Source organism: Leptodesmis sp., assembly GCF_052746595.1.
Genome location: NZ_JBRAGO010000081.1, coordinates 1 through 20,794 on the forward strand (window position 1 = coordinate 1; position 20,794 = coordinate 20,794).

The 20,794-nt window shown below is 48.9% G+C and carries 19 protein-coding genes, 1 tRNA gene and 1 pseudogene; 12 read left to right on the forward strand and 9 right to left on the reverse strand.

Going from position 1 to position 20,794, the window contains the following annotated elements; translation table 11 throughout:
* Window positions 1–725: 725 nt before the first annotated feature.
* From trpA to ndhL, 3 genes are read right to left on the reverse strand one after another with little or no spacing between them, the layout of a single operon-like run.
* The gene (trpA, locus tag ACUVQO_RS16695; RefSeq protein WP_445926977.1) at window positions 726–1,526 is read right to left on the reverse strand and encodes a tryptophan synthase subunit alpha; all 801 of its coding nucleotides are present in this window, start codon (window positions 1,524–1,526) and stop codon (window positions 726–728) included.
* 20 nt (window positions 1,527–1,546) lie between these two features.
* Entirely contained in the window at window positions 1,547–1,873 is a 327-nt protein-coding gene (locus tag ACUVQO_RS16700; protein WP_445926978.1) for a DUF3007 family protein, read from the reverse strand.
* Window positions 1,860–2,087: an NAD(P)H-quinone oxidoreductase subunit L gene (ndhL, locus tag ACUVQO_RS16705; RefSeq protein WP_445926979.1), complete on the reverse strand. Its 228-nt coding sequence runs from the start codon at window positions 2,085–2,087 to the stop codon at window positions 1,860–1,862. The genes ACUVQO_RS16700 and ndhL overlap by 14 nt, the downstream gene beginning before the upstream one ends.
* A 210-nt stretch (window positions 2,088–2,297) precedes the next feature.
* On the opposite strand from ndhL, the gene ACUVQO_RS16710 reads away from it, so the two are divergent.
* Window positions 2,298–2,380, forward strand: a tRNA-Leu gene (locus ACUVQO_RS16710).
* Between the two features lie 432 nt (window positions 2,381–2,812).
* Window positions 2,813–4,204 carry a hypothetical protein gene (locus ACUVQO_RS16715; RefSeq protein WP_445926980.1) on the forward strand — a complete coding sequence of 464 codons (1,392 nt, stop codon included), beginning with the start codon at window positions 2,813–2,815 and terminating at the stop codon, window positions 4,202–4,204.
* Window positions 4,205–4,361: 157 nt separating this feature from the next.
* Here ACUVQO_RS16715 and ACUVQO_RS16720 read toward each other — a convergent pair whose 3' ends face one another.
* Window positions 4,362–5,336: a lysylphosphatidylglycerol synthase domain-containing protein gene (locus tag ACUVQO_RS16720; RefSeq protein WP_445926981.1), complete on the reverse strand. Its 975-nt coding sequence runs from the start codon at window positions 5,334–5,336 to the stop codon at window positions 4,362–4,364.
* 190 nt (window positions 5,337–5,526) lie between these two features.
* Between ACUVQO_RS16720 and ACUVQO_RS16725 the strand changes: the two genes are divergently transcribed.
* The gene (locus tag ACUVQO_RS16725) at window positions 5,527–7,128 is read left to right on the forward strand and encodes a B12-binding domain-containing radical SAM protein (protein ID WP_445926982.1); all 1,602 of its coding nucleotides are present in this window, start codon (window positions 5,527–5,529) and stop codon (window positions 7,126–7,128) included.
* A gap of 205 nt (window positions 7,129–7,333) precedes the next feature.
* On the opposite strand, the gene petL is transcribed toward ACUVQO_RS16725, so the two are convergent.
* Window positions 7,334–7,429, reverse strand: coding sequence for a cytochrome b6-f complex subunit PetL (gene petL / locus ACUVQO_RS16730; RefSeq protein ID WP_315874396.1), 96 nt, complete (start codon window positions 7,427–7,429; stop codon window positions 7,334–7,336).
* 142 nt (window positions 7,430–7,571) lie between these two features.
* Here petL and aroB point away from each other — a divergent pair, with 142 nt between their 5' ends.
* On the forward strand, window positions 7,572–8,750 hold the full coding sequence (gene aroB / locus ACUVQO_RS16735) for a 3-dehydroquinate synthase (RefSeq protein ID WP_445926983.1): 1,179 nt from the start codon (window positions 7,572–7,574) through the stop codon (window positions 8,748–8,750).
* Window positions 8,751–8,785: 35 nt separating this feature from the next.
* Here the strand turns inward: aroB and era are convergent, their stop codons facing one another.
* Window positions 8,786–9,742 carry a GTPase Era gene (era, locus tag ACUVQO_RS16740; protein WP_445926984.1) on the reverse strand — a complete coding sequence of 319 codons (957 nt, stop codon included), beginning with the start codon at window positions 9,740–9,742 and terminating at the stop codon, window positions 8,786–8,788.
* A gap of 157 nt (window positions 9,743–9,899) precedes the next feature.
* Here era and ACUVQO_RS16745 point away from each other — a divergent pair, with 157 nt between their 5' ends.
* From ACUVQO_RS16745 to ACUVQO_RS16765, 5 genes and pseudogenes are all read left to right on the forward strand, one after another.
* On the forward strand, window positions 9,900–10,007 hold the full coding sequence (locus ACUVQO_RS16745) for a 6-phosphofructokinase (protein ID WP_445926985.1): 108 nt from the start codon (window positions 9,900–9,902) through the stop codon (window positions 10,005–10,007).
* 104 nt (window positions 10,008–10,111) lie between these two features.
* Window positions 10,112–10,479, forward strand: a pseudogene (locus tag ACUVQO_RS16750) (6-phosphofructokinase); the annotation flags it as partial.
* A 115-nt stretch (window positions 10,480–10,594) separates the two neighbouring features.
* The gene (locus tag ACUVQO_RS16755) at window positions 10,595–10,981 is read left to right on the forward strand and encodes a 6-phosphofructokinase (protein ID WP_445926993.1); all 387 of its coding nucleotides are present in this window, start codon (window positions 10,595–10,597) and stop codon (window positions 10,979–10,981) included.
* Entirely contained in the window at window positions 10,929–11,225 is a 297-nt protein-coding gene (locus tag ACUVQO_RS16760; RefSeq protein ID WP_445926986.1) for a 5'/3'-nucleotidase SurE, read from the forward strand. Before ACUVQO_RS16755 ends, ACUVQO_RS16760 begins: the two co-directional genes overlap by 53 nt.
* A 645-nt stretch (window positions 11,226–11,870) precedes the next feature.
* The gene (locus ACUVQO_RS16765) at window positions 11,871–12,086 is read left to right on the forward strand and encodes a hypothetical protein (protein ID WP_233744442.1); all 216 of its coding nucleotides are present in this window, start codon (window positions 11,871–11,873) and stop codon (window positions 12,084–12,086) included.
* 112 nt (window positions 12,087–12,198) lie between these two features.
* On the opposite strand, the gene ACUVQO_RS16770 is transcribed toward ACUVQO_RS16765, so the two are convergent.
* From ACUVQO_RS16770 to ACUVQO_RS16780, 3 genes are all read right to left on the reverse strand, one after another.
* Entirely contained in the window at window positions 12,199–13,959 is a 1,761-nt protein-coding gene (locus tag ACUVQO_RS16770) for a ribonuclease J (RefSeq protein ID WP_445926987.1), read from the reverse strand.
* Between the two features lie 146 nt (window positions 13,960–14,105).
* Window positions 14,106–14,990: a 4-hydroxy-tetrahydrodipicolinate synthase gene (gene dapA / locus ACUVQO_RS16775; RefSeq protein WP_445926988.1), complete on the reverse strand. Its 885-nt coding sequence runs from the start codon at window positions 14,988–14,990 to the stop codon at window positions 14,106–14,108.
* 92 nt (window positions 14,991–15,082) lie between these two features.
* Window positions 15,083–16,123 (reverse strand): aspartate-semialdehyde dehydrogenase, encoded by a 1,041-nt coding sequence (locus tag ACUVQO_RS16780; RefSeq protein ID WP_445926989.1) that lies wholly within the window; start codon window positions 16,121–16,123, stop codon window positions 15,083–15,085.
* A 539-nt stretch (window positions 16,124–16,662) separates the two neighbouring features.
* Between ACUVQO_RS16780 and tig the strand changes: the two genes are divergently transcribed.
* From tig to clpX, 3 genes are all read left to right on the forward strand, one after another.
* Entirely contained in the window at window positions 16,663–18,333 is a 1,671-nt protein-coding gene (gene tig / locus ACUVQO_RS16785) for a trigger factor (protein ID WP_445926990.1), read from the forward strand.
* 227 nt (window positions 18,334–18,560) lie between these two features.
* Window positions 18,561–19,247 carry an ATP-dependent Clp endopeptidase proteolytic subunit ClpP gene (clpP, locus tag ACUVQO_RS16790; RefSeq protein WP_445926991.1) on the forward strand — a complete coding sequence of 229 codons (687 nt, stop codon included), beginning with the start codon at window positions 18,561–18,563 and terminating at the stop codon, window positions 19,245–19,247.
* 13 nt (window positions 19,248–19,260) lie between these two features.
* On the forward strand, window positions 19,261–20,604 hold the full coding sequence (gene clpX / locus ACUVQO_RS16795; protein WP_445926992.1) for an ATP-dependent protease ATP-binding subunit ClpX: 1,344 nt from the start codon (window positions 19,261–19,263) through the stop codon (window positions 20,602–20,604).
* Window positions 20,605–20,794 lie beyond the last annotated feature (190 nt).

Genomic DNA, 20,794 nt, shown 5'->3' on the forward strand with positions numbered 1-20,794 from the left:
GTATTGGGGATTATTGTCTGGGCATAAACCGCTGGCCCATGACAACTCAAGCCGCCTGCCATCAGCATGAACATGCATGTTCGCAAACGCCTGACCCCCAACGACAGTGTTGGAGAACTCATCCAAAGCTCAAACCTTATTCAAATATCTACAGGACGGAAACGAGGTGGAGACGAGACCAGCTTGAGTTTTAGCTAATCAGTTTAAACTACTAATTAACGTTAAACCGTTAACACGGACGAATCTGATTGCTAAACCCTATGGTAGAGCGTTAATTTAGACCGACTTAGAGTGAGGTAGATGCAACAGAGAGCGGCCTTTCTATATAACTGGGTTGTCAGATAGAATAGCGGGTTGTGAGGAAACAGGATTACCATCTTACCAGAAGATAAGCTTGGGAGTTTTAAGCCAGAGTGAGAATCCATGCAAGAGGGTTCTCACCAGTTAGAAAGTACAGCCTCCGTACATCAAAGTCAAGTATTTTTACGGAAAAGTTAAATCCCGCTAAGCCATATTACTTAGAAATTGAAGTCTTAGAGGATGTTTTAAAGGCCTGTCTCTTTGTCACCCTGGCGACTGAAGTTGCAGCTATCCCGAAAAACTGCAGACGCAGGTTACTGAAAACCTTAACTGTTTACTGAAAACCTTGATTGTATTGAGTTTGCGTCGGCAGACTGGGTGAGTGTAGTTGCGGTTTTAACCGCCAGATACTTTTCAAACCCCTCCTAGGGCATCGAAATAGCCATTTTTAAGCTCTGGCAAAATTCTCCCAGATCCGGCAAGCTTTTTTCTGGAGGTTGTTCTGCGAGCCGTTTTACAAAAGCACTACCGACAATCACCGCATCTGCACCCCAGTCTGCAACCTGACGAGCCTGCTCTGGCTGAGAAATACCAAATCCTACTCCTATAGGTTTATCCGTGACAGTACGGAGTTCTAGTAATCGCTCTTTGACTCGCGTTTCTAACTGGGATCTCATCCCCGTGACCCCAGTTGTACTGACGAGGTAGATAAACCCTTGAGACCTGTCTGCGATCGCGCCCATTCGCTCCTTGGGGGTGGTGGGTGCAACCAGCAAAATCACTTCGATGCCATGCTGTTGGGCAGGTTGCAACAAAACCTCTGACTCTTCCAGGGGCAAATCGGGTACAACCAGTCCTTTCACACCAGCCGCTGCCACATCTTGCAGGAAGGACTCAACCCCCCGGTTGAGAATCGGGTTGTAGTAAGTGAATAGAACGATCGGCGCTCGAATGGATGGGCTAACCCGCCGCACGACCGCCAAAACTTGCTCTAACCGTGCCCCTTGCTTAAGGGCACGGGTTGCTGCCGCTTGAATAACGGGGCCATCTGCGAGGGGGTCAGAATAGGGAACCCCCAACTCGATCAGATCAGCCCCGTTGTCATCCAGGATTTTCAGTGCAGCTTCGGTGGTTGCAAGGTCTGGATCACCAGCGGTAATAAAGGGAATCAAAGCACAACGAGCACGGCTACGCAGTTGTTCAAAGCGTTGGGAAACAGAGGTCATTGGGCGTAACAGCTAGAGGACTAGGAGTTCAGTGAATTGTTAGAAGCAGATTTTTCCTGCTCGATTTCAGCTTGTAGTTGCGCCAGTTCCTCAGGAGTGAGTTCATCTAAACGCTTCTGCAAGACAGCATCATCATACTCCCTGCGTTGCTGATGGTAGGTCAGGTTTCCTGACACAGCCCGCAGCACATAGGTAGCCAGCCAACCGATCAATCCGGCAACCAGCAATGCCTGAGTCCAAATTCCCGCATTGGTGGGGTCGACTCCCATCAGACGAAAGACTACAAACACTAAGCCACCCGATGCCAATAGCCCAATACCTATACCAATGACATCAACCCGCCGCATTGGCTCCCTCAATCGAACGACGCTTGGGCCGGAAATTCAGGAAGGGAGCCAGCAGTAACAGGCCAGGGAAGAAGAAAAATACAAGAAAATACATAAACCCACGCTCGAAGGAGCTTGCAACGTACCAGCGAGCCTGCAGGTAGAAGTACACGATCGCTGGGATAACCACCAGAAAGGCTCCCGCCAGGACTAGATACAAGAGTGCAATAACCATCTTTAGGGTGAAAACAGTAACTCAGGTGTGCAAGCCCGTTATCGGGTAATGGGAATTATTCTATCGTTTGCCCGTCCCGATCTAGTTTTTTAACGATAGCGATTACCCATTTGAACTATAAAGTTGTACAAATCACTCAATTAATGATGGAATAGTACGAGTGGCTGATTAAATATCATAAAAGAGGTTGCTAAAACAGCCCATCTCCTTGGGGGCATGGCGGAATGGTAGACGCTACGGACTTAAAATCCGTTGACCGCAAGGTCGTGAGGGTTCAAGTCCCTCTGCCCCTATCTCTACTACTCTGATGCTGTCAGTCGTGATGTCGCTACTGCACATTTTCTCCATTGACGGGTAATGGATTCTAAGTTTAGAGTCTATCTAAAGGATGAATAATTCCCTCCCTTTATCCTGAAGACTAATCAGGAGGCTGCGAGGTCTTGTTACAATAGCTGCACTCAGTTGGCCTTGATGACGGAGATCACTTAAGGCTAGGGTTAAGTATCACAGCCCCCACTCTTGCTCCATCACTTCCACCATAGGGAAATATCTCATGATTAGCATAAGGGATCTGTTGCATGGACTAAAGGAATAAGAACAGCAGCAATGCCCTTCTGTGGCAGAAGTTATGATGCGTCACTAAAAACGAAATTACTTCTACTTCACCGGTGGGTTAGTCGTCTTTAAAGACACAAGAGCAAAACCTTTACGCATTCTGAGTCGTCATGATGATTGGGGAGCCGGTACAAAATTTTCAGCAGAATGATCAGCCCTACAGATTTCATCGATCGGGGCGTAACATTCAACAAGCACAAGATTGTATTTACGAGTTCTTACTTAGTATTGTTAAAAAATGGCCACCGGAAGAGGTTTTATTAGAGTTTAAACGACTATTTATCTTCCATACAGATTCTGTTAGTACGGGTGCTTTACATACGATCTACGAGGTTGTTTTCTCCGACAATCAGGAAGAATTCAGGCATACGTTAAAGCGATGTTGCTACATCCTGGTCAACAACTGGTATGCCAGCAGAAACTATAAGCCAATTCAAGAACTCATTCAAGTCTTTTCTGACCCCTTATTTAATCGGTACACGGCTTCTCCCACACTGAAGCGATTAAGAACCTGGATTATTGACTTTGTTAACAGTAAAGACTTTGAAGAACTCAAGTTATTTGCCTCTCGATATGAAGATCAGGCTCGTGGGCCCTGGGTGTCTCGCTATACATCCTATTTATTGGTCCCCCAATACATCAACCTGAAAAATCCGATCGAACAACGGGAAGCCGCCAGAGCACTTTCTAAACAGTTGAAAGACCGCTTTAAGTTTGATCTCGCGATGTATATTGCGCGATCGCAAACTCGCAACTCTGCGGCAGCCTCACTTAAAAACCCTACTGCTCTGGGCGATGAGGCTCTCCGACTGATCAAACTGATTGTAGTGCGACGAGGCCAATTCAGCTATACTAACCTGGCTAATATTTTTGCTAATCAAGTTGAGAATCTATCTTACCGAGAATTTAAACGTAGCCTCCTCAAATATCTAGCTTTTTCAGTAGAGAATCGCCATTTTGCCGATACGTTAACAGTAAAACTGAGCGAGAAGTTGGAGAAATTGTATGTGAGCTATGACAATGAAGTGGTCACCAGTGCTTTAATTCTTAGAACTTGTAATCGTATTATTGATGTCCTCACCACCGAAAATCAGACGGAACCATCTCCTTTATTTGTGCAATTGCTGAATCAGGGAAATGCTCTCACACTGGTTATTGTCTTACTTAAAATTATTCTAATTTGTAAGCATGCTCGAACCCATTTAGAAGCCCGCATTGCTGACTTAATTCAGTACTATCAGGACTACACAGAAAGTGAATGTGCATGGGTAGTGAACTTTCTAGAAGTTTTTAATGTTACCTTTGCCATTTATGCAGAAAACGTGCAGTATAACCTGGTCAAAATGGAGCAGCAAGCACCGGAAGAAGCCAAAATTTTCGATCCGGACACTTACCGTATTTTCTCTCAGCTAAAACAAGAAAAACAGTTGGAGTTATTTCCAAATGAATTAGTGCCGGATGAACTCATGTCTCAAGCAGATTTACTTGAAGAAGATCCTTAGAGGATGTTTTCAAGCTACTTTGGCGACTGAAGTCGCGGCTATACCGAGAAAACCTACCGATGCAGGTTACTGAAAACCTTGATTGTATTGAGTCTGCGTCGGCAGACTGGGTGAGTGTAGTCGCGGTTTTAACCGCCAGATACTTTTCAAACACCCTCTAATGCCTTTGCCTTATGCTTTGGGGCAATGACTTATTTTGATTTGTCTGCTGATCCAGCCAGCCCAGGCCGGCTCCCAAGGCTTCTGAGGCTACACTTACCAGCCGATAGAGTGCGACTACTCCCAGCAGCAAACCAGAGGAAAATTCGCGGCCTAGCAGGGAAATGATTGTAGCCTCAAACACCCCCATGCCTCCTGGGGCACCGGGTACTACTAGCCCCAGTAACCAGGCCAAGCTGAAGGCACTCAAGAGTACTGGCACTTGTGAGGGAGTAAACGAATTCAGAGCCTGAAACGTCAGTAGGAAACCTCCTCCTCTCAGTAGCAAAAATCCCAATTCTCCTAACAAACCCATCCATGGGTAGTGATTTAAGGAAAAAGGGGTTGCTACAGGTTCTAGGACTGGCGTAGCTTTCTGTTTTGCTTTGGCTAATTTACGAATAAGCAGATTCAGCACTGTGGGATGTAGGGCCAGGAGTATTCCGGCCAATATAAGCAAGTGCAGTAAGAGGCCCAGAAACCCGTACTGGCTTGCGATCGCCTGACTACTCAAGACGGCCACCAGTAAGGCCGCCGCCGCCATTAACAGGGGTTCCAACAAAACGCTGACTGTGGCTGTTTCTAGGGATGCACCTGCTTGAGTAGCGGCTTGCACTCGTCCATAGTAGTGCCAGATATTTCCCGGCAAATATTTAGCAATATTGGTTTGTAGGTACGTCTGAATAATCCAATTCCACGGTACTACCTGCTGGAAGTCTCGGCGCAAGATCCATCCCCAAACCCAGCCTGCCACAATGTGAGCATATAAGGTCACTCCCAGCGCCATGATTAAGCAGGCCCATCCTGTCTCCGTGATGCGAATGCTGGTGACGCTCTCCCAGTTTTGTTTCAGTACTGCAGCCAGAAAGAACAGACAAGCGCCCAGGATAACCCAGCGCAACAATGGTTTCAGACGGGATGCGATTACCTTCATGAATTTCAGCATTACTCCAATGGTTTGCTTTGTTGACTGTACCTCACGGCTTTAGCATCCCCAACCCTTAATCCCTAATTCCCAATGCCGTCTTGCAAATGCGAAAGCAATCTGTAACTCCCAGAAAAACAGGAAAACAGCCATTAAGCTGAGGGATTATTTTTGTAAACCATTTGAGTAAGGGCTGGATATGCGTGTTTTACTCTTCTATCCACGATTTCCCAAGAGCTACTGGTCGTTCGAAAAAGCACTGGAGCTTGTAGATCGCAAAGTAATGTTGCCCCCGTTGGGTCTGGTAACAGTTGCGGCCATCCTCCCCCAGGACTGGGACTATAAGCTGGTCGATTGCAATGTTCGATCCGTAACTGAAAAAGAGTGGGAGTGGGCTGACATCGTTATCGTCTCAGGCATGATCGTACAGAAAAACGATCTGCTGAATCAGATTCAAGATGCCAAACGAAGAGGTAAGCCAGTCGCCGTTGGAGGCCCTTACGCCACGGCTCTGCCCCAGGAAGTTGTAGCCGCTGGAGCTGACTATCTGATTCTGGACGAGGGAGAGATTACACTCCCCATGTTTGTCGAAGCCATCTGCCAGAAGCAGCCTCAAGGCATCTTTCGAGCCAATGGCGATAAGCCCGATGTGACAACAACTCCCATCCCTCGGTTTGATTTGTTGGACTTTTCAGCCTATGACAGCATGGCTATTCAGTTCTCGCGGGGCTGCCCCTTTCAGTGCGAATTCTGCGACATTATTGTGCTGTATGGCCGCAAGCCCCGAACAAAAACACCTGGTCAGCTTTTAGCAGAGTTAGAGCGTTTATATGAACTGGGCTGGCGACAGGCTATCTTTATGGTGGATGACAACTTTATTGGCAATAAGCGCAACGTCAAGTTGCTGCTCAGGGAATTAAAATCCTGGATGATGGCCCACCATCACTACCCCTTTCGCTTTAACACAGAAGCTTCAGTCGATCTCGCTCAGGATCAAGAACTGATGGATTTAATGCTGGAATGTAACTTCACCGCTGTTTTTCTGGGAATTGAGACTCCTGATGCAGCCAGCTTAATGGTAACTCACAAGTTTCAAAATACTCGTGATTCCCTGACTGATTCTGTAGATACCATTGTGCGCTCTGGGTTACGGGTGATGGCAGGTTTTATCATTGGATTTGATGGGGAACAACCTGGAGCGGGCGATCGCATTGTTCGGTTCATTGAACAAACTGCTATTCCAATAGCCGTGTTGAGTATGCTACAAGCCCTGCCGGATACAGCTCTCTGGTATCGCCTAAAGAAAGAAGGACGATTACGCGAACAGAATTTAGGTGCAGCAGATATAAATCAAACAACCCTGATGAACTTTGTACCCAGTCGTCCCCTGGAAGAGATTGCCAGGGAATATATCAATGCCTTTTGGGAGTTGTATGAGCCAATGAAGTATTTGCAACGAACCTACCGCCATTTCCTGAAAATGGGAGCCCCCAAGTGTTCCGTGCCAATGCGACCCATTAGTTGGGTGAATATTCGCGCCTTGCTGACTATCTGTTGGCGACAGGGCCTTGTTCGTAAAACTCGCTGGCAATTTTGGCTGAACTTGTTGGGTATTTTGCGGCATAACCCCAGGGTTTGGCAGCATTACCTCAGTGTCTGCACCCTCTATGAGCATTTTCTGGAGTACCGGACGATCGTCAAAACTCAAATCGAGGCGCAGCTAGACGATTATCTAACTGAATGTGAAGCTGCGGTTGGAATGCCTCATGAGCCAGGTACCGTTCCGGCAATCGCACGTTGAACATTGGGATTAAGTACAAAGTCTAGGGTGATGAGATGGGGGCATGATGGGATAACGAAGCTAGGATAACGAGAAGAGGGGGAGGTGTAGAGAAGATGGCAAAGACAGGGGAGGGAGAGACAGTCTGGCATTCTTCGTCTCTGGTGATTTCCTCGATCACCCTCATCTTTCTCACCTTCCCGATTCCTCCCTGATGGCTGCCACCTCAGATTAGCTTGATGGCCCGAAAGCCAAAATACAAACCCATTGCTAATCCAAAAGCGCCCCCTAACAGCACAACGTAACTCACAACTCCAGACATACGTACATCTCCATCAGATCTAACAAAACTATACAAAACTATGGCACTCCACAGTGCAGTAGGATGCAAGAAGACAAGAGGGATTTTAGATTTGCAATTTTGGATTGTCTTTTGTCCTCTGTCCCTGGTATCCCAATGACGAATGAGCAATGACACTTCCGCCCGATCTGCTCTCCAATCCCTTATCCCCAAGCCCCGATCCCTGATCTCCACATCCCAACCCATGCCATCCATCATTCCCGTTCAGCTTCCTCAAAATTCCTACAGCATCACGATCGCTCCAGGTGGACTGGATCAGTTAGGAGCAGAAATGCAGTCCCTCAAGCTGGGCCAAAAGGTATTGCTCGTTTCCAATCCTGTCATTTTCCGGCACTACGGAGAGCGGGCGATCGCAGCTCTGGAAACAGCCGGATTTGCCGTAGACTCATGCATTTTGCCGGCTGGGGAACGGTATAAAACACCTGCGACGCTCCAGAAAATTTATGATGCAGCCCTGGATTTTCGGATTGAACGCTCCTCGACCTTTGTGGCATTAGGGGGTGGGGTGATTGGAGATATGACGGGATTTGCGGCGGCGACCTGGCTACGGGGTGTGAATGTGGTGCAGGTGCCTACCTCCCTGTTAGCCATGGTAGATGCGGCGATCGGCGGCAAAACGGGGGTGAACCATCCCAGAGGTAAGAATTTAATTGGAGCTTTCCATCAGCCACGCTTAGTTCTGATTGATTCTCAGATATTAAAGACACTGCCAGCACGAGAGTTTCGATCTGCGATCGCAGAGGTGATTAAGTACGGCGTGATCTGGGATGCGGAATTATTTACCCAATTGGAAAGTGTGTCCCGTCTCGATCGCCTATCTGCACTGCCAGAAGATTTGCTGCAGGAAATTCTGGTGCGCTCCTGTCAGGCTAAAGCTCATGTGGTCAGCAAGGATGAAAAAGAAGCCGGACTGCGGGCCATTTTAAATTACGGTCATACGATCGGCCATGCTGTGGAAAGTCTGACTGGCTATCGCCTAGTGAATCATGGAGAAGCAGTGGCGATCGGCATGGTAGCCGCAGGGCAATTGGCCACAGACTTGAATTTCTGGCCGCAGACATCGGCAGACCGTCAACTGGCGCTGCTTCAGAAGGCGCGGCTACCAACTCAAATTCCGGCCTCTCTCAATGTGGAGGACATTATTGATGCGCTCCAAACCGACAAAAAAGTGAGTGGTGGACAAGTGCGATTTGTTCTGCCGACTCAGTTGGGAGCGGCAACAGTGACGGATCAGGTGCCAGCAGAGGCAATTCGACAGGTGCTGAAGCAGATGCAGGCATGAGAGAGCGGCAATGTCGTAGCTACCCTCGTTGGCCGCTACTCCTCAACCCGATAGCCCAACTCGGCTAACTGCGATCGGGACTGCCGCCATTTGGGTTGTACCTTTACGAACAACTCCAGGTAAACCTTGCCAGCAATCAACTTCTGGATCTGTTGCCGAGCCGCAGAGCCGATCGCCTTCAGCATGGTGCCCCCTTTACCAATCAGAATGCCTTTTTGCGAGGGACGCTCGACGTAAATAGTAGCCAGAATCCGGGTAATGGTGGGTTGTTCTTCGACAAGGTCGATCGCGATCGCCGTGGAATGGGGCACTTCCTCGCGGGTCAATAGTAGAATCTGCTCCCGAATCAACTCACCCATAATGAACCGCTCCGGTTGATCTGTGACTAAATCCGGTGGGTAGTAATAGGGGCCAGGTTCTAGGTGGCGAATCAGGCACTGCTGCAATTGCTCCAAGCCATCCCCCGACAAAGCCGAAAACTTTACCCACTCCCAGCCATGTTCTTGAGCCATCGCTGCATAGCTCTGGTCGACGGTCTGAAAGTCAGCAGGCTGCTGATCCGCTTTGTTGATGCCCAAAAGGACTGGCCCCTCGCAGTGGCTGGCTAATTCTGCAATAAAGGCATCTCCCTTACCCGCTGCAACAGAACCATCCACCACAAACAACAGGACATCTACCGAGCGAATCGCCACCTGAGCATTTTTCACCAGCACCTTACCTAACTGATGTTGTGGTTTATGGATACCGGGTGTATCGACAAAAATAATTTGAGCCTCTGGAGTTGTTAAAATTCCCCGCAGACGATTCCGGGTAGTTTGAGCGATCGGCGAGGTAATGGCAATTTTTTGACCGATTAACTGATTCATCAAGGTGGACTTACCTACATTCGGTCGTCCCACAATGCCAACAAATCCTGACTTAAAATCAGCTGGAGCCGAAGGAATGAGTCCGGTTTCTAGATCTGACAAACCGCTAGTATCTGTATCACTCATAACGTTACTGAAGCGATGGAGAGATGTTCTGGGCATGAGGGGGGCTGGAGGCAGCATGAACCTTTAACCCTGCTTAAGCTTGTTTTTCCCCAGAACCCGATAGAGTCAGATCTTAGTTTGTGAGCGGAGATTCTGCCATCTATCTGGGAGCCATCGTATGGGAGAACACAAACGGATTGGAATTTTGACCAGTGGAGGAGACTGCGCTGGCTTGAATGCTGCCATTCGCGCTGTTGTTCACAGTGCGGTGAATACCTATGGCTAGGAGGTGTTTGGAATTCGGCAGGCCACTCAAGGGTTGATGGAGCGCCCCCGCAAGCCATCAGCTTAACGCCTGACAAAGTAGACCCCTACCTGACCACCGCAGGCATCTTTTTAGGAACCACTAATAAGGGCAACCCATTTGCTTTTCCGATGGCTGACGGCAGTGTGTGCGATCGTTCTCGCGAAATCATCGCAGGCTACCAGATGCTGGGTCTGGATGCCTTAATTGGCATTGGTGGAGATGGCAGTCTGGCGATTCTCAGACGGCTGGCGCAACAGGGTGGTATCAATCTGGTGGGAATTCCCAAAGCCATTGATAACGATGTTGGTGTCACCGAATGTTCGATCGGCTTCGATACCGCCGTCAGTGTGGCTACTGAGGCCGTCGATCGCCTGCAGTTCACAGCCGCCAGCCACAACCGGGTGATGTTTTGGAAGTTATGGGCCGTGATGCCGGACATATCGCCATGTGGGCTGGAATTGCTGGAGGAGCAGACATCATTCTGATTCCTGAGATTCCCTACACTCTGGCGGGGATTTGTCAGCACATTAAAAAAACGGCAGCAACAAGGCAAGAATTATTGCTTAATCGTCGTCGCAGAGGCCGTGCGGACAGAAGCGGGCGATCGCGTCGTTGTCGCAGAGCACTCCGAAAATTGTCGTCTAGGTGGCATCGGTCAATATCTCTCTCAGGAAATCTGTCGGATGATCGGAGCCGAAACTCGCGTCACCGTTTTAGGCCACATTCAGCGCGGCGGCATGCCCTCCCATTCCGATCGCTTGATTGCCACCGCCTTTGGTGTAGCCGCCGTAGAACTCATTGCCAAAGAAAAATATGACCATGTAGTAACCTGGCAAAAACGGCACGTTGTGTGCGTACCGATCGAAGAAGCCATCAGTCAATACTCGACTGTGAACCCTGATGGAACACTGGCCACTACGGCTCGGCGCATGGGCATCTTTTTGGGCAGTTAATTCAGGTGGGAACCTGGGGGCTGATGTTCACGTCTCTGGAACTGTTGCGGCTGTCAGAAAGGCATCTCTACATCGCACTCCAGGAGTCGACATCTCGCATTACCGGCAGGGAAAGCGGGAAATAGATTGGGAACCTGGCTACAACGCACCCAATCAGGGTTTTAGCTACCCTGCTGGCCCAATCTACAGCACCAGGCACCTTCTGGAATGTGAATCTGCCCCATCTATCCCCAGGCTCGTCTGAACCTGCAATTCAATTTTGTTCTCCCTGTACGCAACCCTTACCAGCCGCGTACCGACTTGAAAATGATCTGCTTTACTACACCGGGGAGTATGCCAACCGACTTCGGGATCCAGGTGCGGATGTCGAGGTTTGTTTCTCTGGCCATATTGCTGTTACACTCCTACATATTTAACAGCTTCTCTGAAGATAGCTATAGAAATATGGGCCAAAGCATCCTGGTGAAGGAGGGGGTGAAGTGTAAGGTATAAAGATACGCCTACTTATGGCCGTTTTCGGTCTTTTACTCGTTTACTTAGCGAGCTAATTCTGGAGGTTAATATTTCCTGCGTAATAAGTTACACACCCTTGCTGATGACTGCACAGGGCGCAAAATTTCTACTTGACTGAAAGTATTATATGCCAAGGTTTTGAGAGCTAGCCTGAAAAACAAAGACGCTCATACAGGGTGTTTGACATTGCTTGGTAAAAGCACTTAGATTGTTACCATTCTGTTCCCTGAATTCTGGCATTCTCTTTCAAAGAATCATCAAGTTAAGAAATCCTAAATAATGATTCTGGGCTGGTTGGGTTACGTTTAGTCATAAGTCCATATCGTAATTGTTGAGTCTATTCGCCGACGTTGGGAGAGTAGGTAGGGGAACTGCAATGTTATTAATTCGTGAAATTGTTAAGGAAGCGCTAGTCTCTGGTTGCCTGACAGTAGAAGCAGAGGAACAATTACGGCAACTCTTGAAGACGAAATATGATGCTAAAGATTTCAAGGCGTTTATGAAGCTGCAGCATGCTGTGGTTTCGGGGTATGTTCGGCAAGAATCCCGGGAAATTGCTAAGCGGAATCAGTCTCTTGCTGTTGCATCCTAAGACTAAGCGGCTGGAAGCTATCTCCCAACCGCTTACTGATATTGCTTAACTGAAGTTTCTGGTATTGTTTAACTGAACTTAAAGGTTTAACCGAGCTTAACCGATACAGTCATCAGGAAGCGATCGCTTCAGCCTTCCGAGATGACTTTACTGCAGGCCGCTCCATTCCTGCTTCGATATTTTGCATTAAGAGCACCAGCAACGGATTGCTTTGTAATTCGCGACGCAACATCCGGATCAGTTCTCGCTCGATCTGCACCTGTAAGCCCGTCCAGTCAATGTTTACCCCCTCGCCAAAGGAGCGGGCAAATTCGGGCCAGCGATCGTGCAGCACCATCGCGATCGTGGTATCAATCTTTTCCTGAAGCTGAGACTTATCCAGAGAAGTCACTACACCTCGCAAATGGATTTCAGGTCGGGCAACTAACTCACCTTTCCAGTTGATCACCGTGGCAATCGTAACAACGCCATCCTCAGCAAGTTGCTGGCGTTCTTTCAATACCTGATCGTTCACCACGCCCGATCGAGAGGCATCCACCAATTCAATACCGGCAGGAACTTTGCCTGCAATCCGGATACTGGTGGGGGTCAGCTCCACTACATCCCCGTTGTCAATCACCACCATATTTTCGGCAGGAATACCCATACTTTGGGCTGTTTGAGCATGCTTCACCAGCATCCGATGTTCCCCGTGTACAGGTAAAAAGAACTGGGGACGAGTAAGGCCAATCATCAGCTTCTGGTCCTCCTGACAACCGTGCCCTGAGACATGGATCCCCTGATCCTTGCCGTACTTGACCGTGGCTCCCTGCATCATCAACTTGTCGATCGTGTTGACGACCGCGATCGTATTGCCAGGAATTGGATTGGCGGAGAAAACCACCGTATCACCGGGACGAATTTTCACCTGACGATGCTCGCCATTGGCAATTCGGGTAAGGGCGGAGAGGGGTTCTCCCTGGGAACCTGTAGTCAAAATCAGCACCTGATTATCGGGCAGTTTGTTGATCATGTTGAGCGGCTTCAGCAGGTCATCCTCGCACTTGATGTAACCCAGATTGCGGGCATGGGCAATCACATTCAGCATGGAGCGACCCAATACAGAGACGACCCGGCCATGCTCCTTCGCGAGTTCCAGAATCATGTTGATCCGGTGGACAGAGGAGGCAAAGGTGGTGACTAAGAGCCGTCCTTGAGCCTGACCAAAAATGCGATCGAGGTTGGGATAGACCGATCTCTCGGAGGGAGTATAGCCAGGAACTTCTGAATTAGTGGAATCGCTGATCAGGCAGTGAACGCCCTGTTCGCCGTACTCGGCCAATCGTTGGAAGTCAAAAAATTCTCCATCCACAGGCGTATGGTCAATTTTGAAATCACCAGTATGGATGACCACCCCAACGGGAGTACGAATGGCAACCGTAAAACTGTCTGCAATAGAGTGGGTATTGCGAATGAATTCTACGAAGAACGAAGAGCCGATCCGCACGATGTCACGGGGACGGACGGTACGCAGTTCGGTACGATCGGACACTCCCGCTTCCTCCAACTTATCCTGCAGGAGGGCGATCGCCAGTCGGGGGCCATAGATGACCGGAATCTCAAATTGTTTCAGATGAAATGCGATCCCACCAATGTGGTCTTCATGACCGTGGGTGACAATCATACCCTTGATTTTGTGGCGGTTTTCCCGCAAGTAAGTCATATCGGGTAGGACAATATTGACTCCGTGCATGCCATCGGTGGGAAATGCCAGACCAGCATCCAGCAGCACAATTTCATCATTAATTTCAAACACGCAGGTGTTTTTACCAATTTCGTGGAGTCCACCCAGAGGAATGATTTTCAGTACAGGCGTTGAATTGGTTTGGGTCATTGGTATCCTTCAAAACAGTTAAAGCAAATGTTGGCAGTTCAACACCTAAAAAGCGTTGGCAGCCAAATGAACCAAAACGAGATATTCAGTTGTCAGGAAAACTTGGATGAGAAGCAAGCGTGCCTGATCAGCACCCTGTTTTGCTTTCAAAGCAACGCTAAATCGACCAGTACAGATTTCAAAGCCTGTATGACTTCTTCTGCAGGGTCAGCAAGAGGGAGCCGGGTAGAACCCACCTGCCATCCTTGGAGCCGGAGAGCCGCTTTCACAGGAATGGGATTGGTCGTCAGGAAGAGAGCTTTAAACAGGGGAAATAGCTTGAGGTGAATTTGGATCGCTGTATCAACTTGACCTGAGCGAAAAGCCTGCACCATCGTCTGCAACTCAGAACCAACCAGATGACTGGCTACACTGATCACCCCTTTAGCACCAACCGCCAGTAGAGGCATTGTTAACGAGTCATCTCCAGAATAGATGGCAAATTCAGGGGGGGTATTGCGACGAATCTGACTGGCCTGATCCAGATTACCACTAGCTTCCTTAATTCCCACAATACTGGCAATCTCGGCCAGACGAACCACTGTTTCTGGTAATAGATTTTGCCCAGTTCGGCCTGGAATATTGTAGAGAATCAAAGGAAACTCCGGAGTGGCTTCCGCGATCGCCTTGAAATGCTGATACAAACCCGATTGGGGCGGCTTATTGTAATACGGCACTACCTGCAGTGAACCATCTAACCCCAGTTTAGCGGCTTTTGCGGTCGCTTCGATCGCTTCCTGGGTAGAGTTTGAGCCAGTTCCGGCAATAATTTTGGCTTTCCCAGCCACGGCTTGCTGCACTACATGGAACAGTTCAAATTCCTCATCCCATGTCAGGGTGGGAGATTCCCCGGTAGTGCCACAGACCACCAAGGTATCTGTGCCATGATCTACCAGATAACTGGCCAGCTTTTCAGCAGTCGCATAATTAACCTGGCCATCGTCGGTAAATGGCGTGACCATTGCAGTTAAAACGTTTCCAAAATCCACCACGAGTTCTTGGGAATTGCTAATTGTTGAGTAAAAAAGTCAGGACATGAGCCAAGGCTCTAGAAGGGTAATTCTTGCGAGCCAGGATAGAAAAATTATCGAGTCAGAGCGATCGCAGGCTTTAAGAGATCCTTTTGTACGAGCAATTCAGCAATCTGTATGGCGTTCAAAGCTGCCCCTTTACGAATCTGATCCCCGCATAACCAGAGATCCAAAGCCGCAGGATGAGAGATGTCCTGACGGATCCGGCCTACTAGTACTTCGTCTTTGCCACTGGCATCGATCGGCATTGGGAAATAGTTAGCTGCCCAATCTTCAACCAGCTTAACCCCTGGTGCCCGACTTAAAATTTGCCGAGCCTGTTCCACACTAAAAGGCTGCTCAAATTCCAGGTTAATTGCTTCTGAGTGTGCCCGCAACACGGGAACCCGAACACAAGTAGCGGTTACCCGTAAGTCTGGAGCACCAAAAATTTTCCGAGTCTCGTTGACCATCTTCATCTCTTCCTCGCAGTATCCCTGCTCATTTAGCTTGGAATTATGCGGAAATAGATTAAATGCTAAGGGGTAGGGAAAAATTTCTGTTTGGGGAGATTGGCCCTGCAAGATGGCCTGGGATTGTATCTTCACCTCTTCCATCGCCCGTGCCCCAGCGCCACTGGCCGATTGATAAGTCGCTGCCACAATCCGCTTGATGGGTTGCACCTGATGCAGTGGGAATACTGCGACTGCCATCAAAATAGTGGTGCAATTGGGATTGGCAATAATTCCCTGGTGGGTAGCGGCGGCTTGAGGATTCACCTCTGGCACGACCAGGGGAATGGCTGGATCCATGCGGAAAGCACTGGAATTATCGACGACTACGGCTCCCGCCTCCACTGCTTTTGGTGCCCAGACGCGGGAAGTGGAGGCTCCGGCTGAAGCTAGTACCAGATCGACTCCAGCAAACGAGCGATCGTCCACGGCCTCAACTGGAATACTTTCACTCTTAAATTGGATGCGCTGTCCCGCTGATCGAGGTGAAGCCAATAGTCTTAAGTCGGAAACTGGAAATTGCCTTTGCTCTAACAGATCCAGCAGTTCAGTGCCGACGGCTCCCGTTGCCCCCAAAATCGCAACTCGATAAGAATCAACCAAGTTAAGTACCCCCCAAAATTAGTAGCAGTCTGTCAAAGATTAGTGGTCTGTAAAAGGATTGTGTACCAGTAGGAATAAATAGTAGTGAGCCGAAAATCTGGGTATTGTACTAAGACATCTATTCTAAGATGTGTATAAAAATACTTTTATCTTGCGTTCTGCATTATTGTTTCATGCTCTGTATTCTTTTCAAGCATGAAGGCATACGATAAATGATTCCCAAGATTTTAGCGGATTTTTTTAGAAACCCAGCCTCAACATCATCTAGCTTTTGGGAAAATCACTTTTCCAGGATTCACGTTGAGCGAACCTGCTCCGGTAGGTTGCCTAAAAGTCAGATGCAATTCCGTCGCCTCTTCAGCATGGCATAAATTGGGGTGTGTTTGAGCGATTTTTAAGATTTGCAGTTCCAACCGCGCCAACCGGAATCAGAATCCGTTACCATAGCTTATTGCGGCGATCGCGGTTTCAAGCGATCGCCGGCTGTTTGAATGCTCAAAACGCTGATTCAGCCCTTCTAGTCACCTTCTTAAGTACCGATGAAAGTTACCCAGGAAAAACTTCCCGCCAGTCAGATTGGTTTGGAAATCGAAGTCCCCCCCGAAATGTCTAAAAAGGCTTATGAGCGGGTGATTCAAGAATTTACTCGCTCTGCTAACATTCCTGGGTTCCGCAAAGGTAAGGTGCCCCGTCAGGTCTTAATTCAACGGATTGGTTCCCTGCGAATCAAAGCAGCGGCAGTTGAAGAACTGGTCGAAAACAGCCTGAAAGAAGCGGTCAAACAGGAAAATATCAATGCTCTGGGCAACTTTCAACTGCGATCGTCCTTCGACGACCTGATCAGCCAGTTTGAACCCGACCAAGCTCTTACCTTTTCCGCCTCGGTAGATGTTCCCCCTGAGGTCACGCTCAGCGAATACACTGGCCTTAAGGTTCAGGCCGAAGAGGTCAAACCTGATCCAGAGCAAGTTGAAAAAGTCCTGCGCAATTACCAAGAACAAACGGCCACTCTGGTGCCCGTAGAAGCACGCCCCGCCCAAATGAAAGACGTGGCGGTTGTAGACTTTAAGGGCGTGATTCCCAGTGACGACCCCGACCACGAACCCATGCCGATCCCTGGCGGTGAAGCAGAAGACTTTCAGTTGGAACTGGAAGAAGGCCGATTTATTCCAGGATTTATTGATGGAATTGTGGGAATGAGTCCAGGAGAGACTAAAGAGATTCAGGCTCAATTTCCCGAAACTTATCCTCAAGAAGACGTAGCTGGCAAAATGGCCACATTTACTGTCACCTTGAAGGAATTGAAAGAAAAAGAGCTGCCGGAGCTAGATGATGACTTTGCCCAGGAAGTTAGCGAATTTGAAACCCTGGCGGAGCTGCGGGAATCTTTAGAATCCCGGTTCGCGAAGGAAGCGGAGGATAAAACCCGCGCTAACCAGGAAGAAGCGGTTCTGAAGGAATTACTCAATCACGTTGAGGCTGAGATTCCGGAGACGTTGATTGACCGGGAAGTCACCTATATGCTGAATCAGACAGCGATGCAGCTGCAGAACCAGGGCATTGATGTCAGGCAGTTGTTTACTCAAGAACTGATTGCCCGCCTGAAAGAGCAATCCCGACCGGAAGCCATCACCCGGATTAAGCGCACGTTAGCGCTGGGTGAAATTGCGAAACGCGAGTCGATCGAGGTTGACCCCGAAGAAGTCTCGGCTAAATCTCAAGAGTTGCTCAACGAACTAGCTGAACAAGGAGCTGATCGCAATATTGATCCAGAGCGCTTAAAAAGCGTGGTAACGGAGGATCTGCTGAAAGAAAAAATTATGAACTGGCTGATTGAACATTCGACGATCGAGCTTGTTCCCGAAGGTACCCTACCCCAAGCTGAAGAGGAAGAGATGGTTGAGGCTGTAGAACAGGCTACTGCCCCCGCTCCAGCAGCACCTTTGCCGGAAGAGTCTGAACCACCAGTAACGGTGGAAGCCACAACTTCTACGGTAGACATTGCTGCTGAAACTGTGGCTGAGCCTGAAGCAGAGGCCCAACCTGAAGCACCAGCTCCAAGACGGAAACGCACGACTAAATCTGCATCCGCCAAAACGGAGGATACTTCCACCACAGAAGTGGCTCCCGCTGAAGCTGGTAGTGAAGAGGTGCCTGCTCCAAAAGCACGTAAATCTACCAAAAAATCGAAGCAAACTCCTGCTGAGTAGTGATCTCCGCTTACAAAAAGATTTGTCACAATGAGGCAAACTCATTTTTGTCCGGGAAAAAACCGGACTACAATGGTAAAGCGTAATCTCTAAATAATCCTCCTGTCACAGATTCCTTAGGGCATAATTGGGGTATACCTGTGCGATTCGGATCCAGATTCAGTTGGACTGGAATAACAATCGCAAACGAGTTCAAGACCAGTGATTTCAGGCACAACAGCCAAACTATGCTGATATCCCAACCTGCTGATTACTCAATTATTAGCTCCAGTTCGTTTAAGGTCACCTCTGGCCCCAGCGGTGTCATTCCGATGGTCGTAGAGCAGGCTGGCCGTGGTGAGCGTGCCTTCGACATCTACTCGCGGCTGTTAAGAGAACGCATTGTTTTCCTGGGTACCCCAGTTGATGACAACGTAGCTGACTCTGTAGTGGCCCAACTTCTGTTTTTGGAAGCAGAAGATCCAGAAAAGGACATTCAGCTTTACATCAATTCTCCTGGTGGCTCCGTTACCGCAGGCATGGCCATTTACGATACCATGCAGCAAGTTCGCTGTGATGTTGCTACAATCTGCTTCGGATTGGCGGCCAGCATGGGAGCCTTCCTGCTCGCGGCTGGTACCGCAGGTAAGAGAATGTCTTTACCCAGTTCTCGAATCATGATTCACCAGCCTCTGGGTGGTGCTCAGGGGCAGGCAGTGGATATTGAGATCCAGGCTAAAGAAATTCTTTATCACAAGCGCAAGCTGAATGAGCTACTGTCGTATCATACCAAGCAACCATTTGAGAAAATCGAAGCGGATACAGAGCGCGACTTTTTTATGTCCGCGACTGAGGCAAAGGAATACGGTCTGATCGATCAAGTCATTTCTAGACAGAATCTCCCTCAAGCTGGAGAAGCTGTTGCTGCAGTATAGATAAAGAGGCACTATGTCCAAGTACGACTCCCATCTCAAATGTTCCTTCTGCGGCAAATCCCAAGAGCAAGTTCGGAAGCTAATCGCTGGGCCGGGAGTCTACATTTGCGATGAATGCGTCGATCTCTGTAACGAAATATTGGATGAGGAGTTGTTTGACTCCAGCGCGACGGCTCCTCAGCCCGTTCCCCGTCGAGAACCTTCAGCAGAAAAGCGAAAGTCTCGCTCGTCTAACATTTCCCTGAGTCAACTGCCCAAGCCACGCGAAATTAAAAAATATCTGGACGATCATGTGATTGGCCAAGATGATGCCAAGAAAGTGTTATCGGTGGCTGTTTACAACCACTACAAACGGCTCAGTTTCTTGCAGGCCAAAGGGAGTGGTAAGGTGGCTCCCGATGATGTGGTCGAGTTACAAAAATCTAACATTCTGCTCATTGGGCCAACGGGATGCGGTAAGACCTTGCTGGCTCAAACCCTGGCTGAGATCCTGGAAGTTCCTTTTGCCGTTGCTGATGCTACCACCCTCACCGAAGCAGGCTATGTCGGTGAGGATGTGGAAAATATTCTGTTGCGGTTGTTGCAAGTGGCCGATCTAGATGTGGAAGAGGCTCAGCGCGGCATTATTTACATCGACGAAATCGACAAGATTGCTCGCAAGAGTGAGAATCCTTCGATTACCCGTGATGTTTCTGGTGAAGGGGTGCAACAAGCATTACTGAAGATGCTGGAAGGCACGATCGCCAACGTCCCACCGCAGGGAGGTCGCAAGCACCCTTACCAGGACTGCATTCAAATTGACACCAGCAATATTCTGTTTATCTGTGGTGGTGCGTTTGTGGGTCTGGATAAAGCGATCGAACAACGGATCGGCAAGAAATCGATCGGTTTCATCCAACCGAGAGAAGGCCAGTCGAAAGAAAAACGCACAGCCGATATTCTGAAGCACCTGGAACCGGATGATCTGGTGAAGTTCGGTATGATCCCAGAGTTCATTGGCCGGGTGCCTGTGATGGCTGTAGTCGATCCGCTGGATGAAGATGCGCTGGCGGCAATCCTGACCGAACCCCGGAATGCGCTGGTGAAACAGTATCAGAAGCTGTTGAAGATGGATAACGTGATCCTGGAATTTAAACAGGATGCGGTGCGAGCGATCGCTCAGGAAGCTTATCGCCGTAAAACGGGTGCCCGCGCTCTGCGGAGTATTGTCGAAGAACTGATGCTGGATGTGATGTACGAGTTGCCTTCCCGTAAAGATGTGACCCGCTGCACCATCACCCGCGAAATGGTTGAGAAGCGCTCCACTGCCGAACTCTTACTTCATCCCTCTTCCCTGCCCAAACCCGAGTCCGCTTAAGGAAAATCAGTAGTTTCCCCGTGCTTTGAGCAAACAGCAAAAGAGTGAACCACACCTCCACAAAACTTTTCTTGCAAAAAAGGTTGATTATTGTAAAGTTTAACGTTTACATGAGGTGACATCCTCCCGACACCGATGCTACGCATACGGTGCGGGCTTCCCAAGATCGCTCTTGAGCATTCCTGCCCCG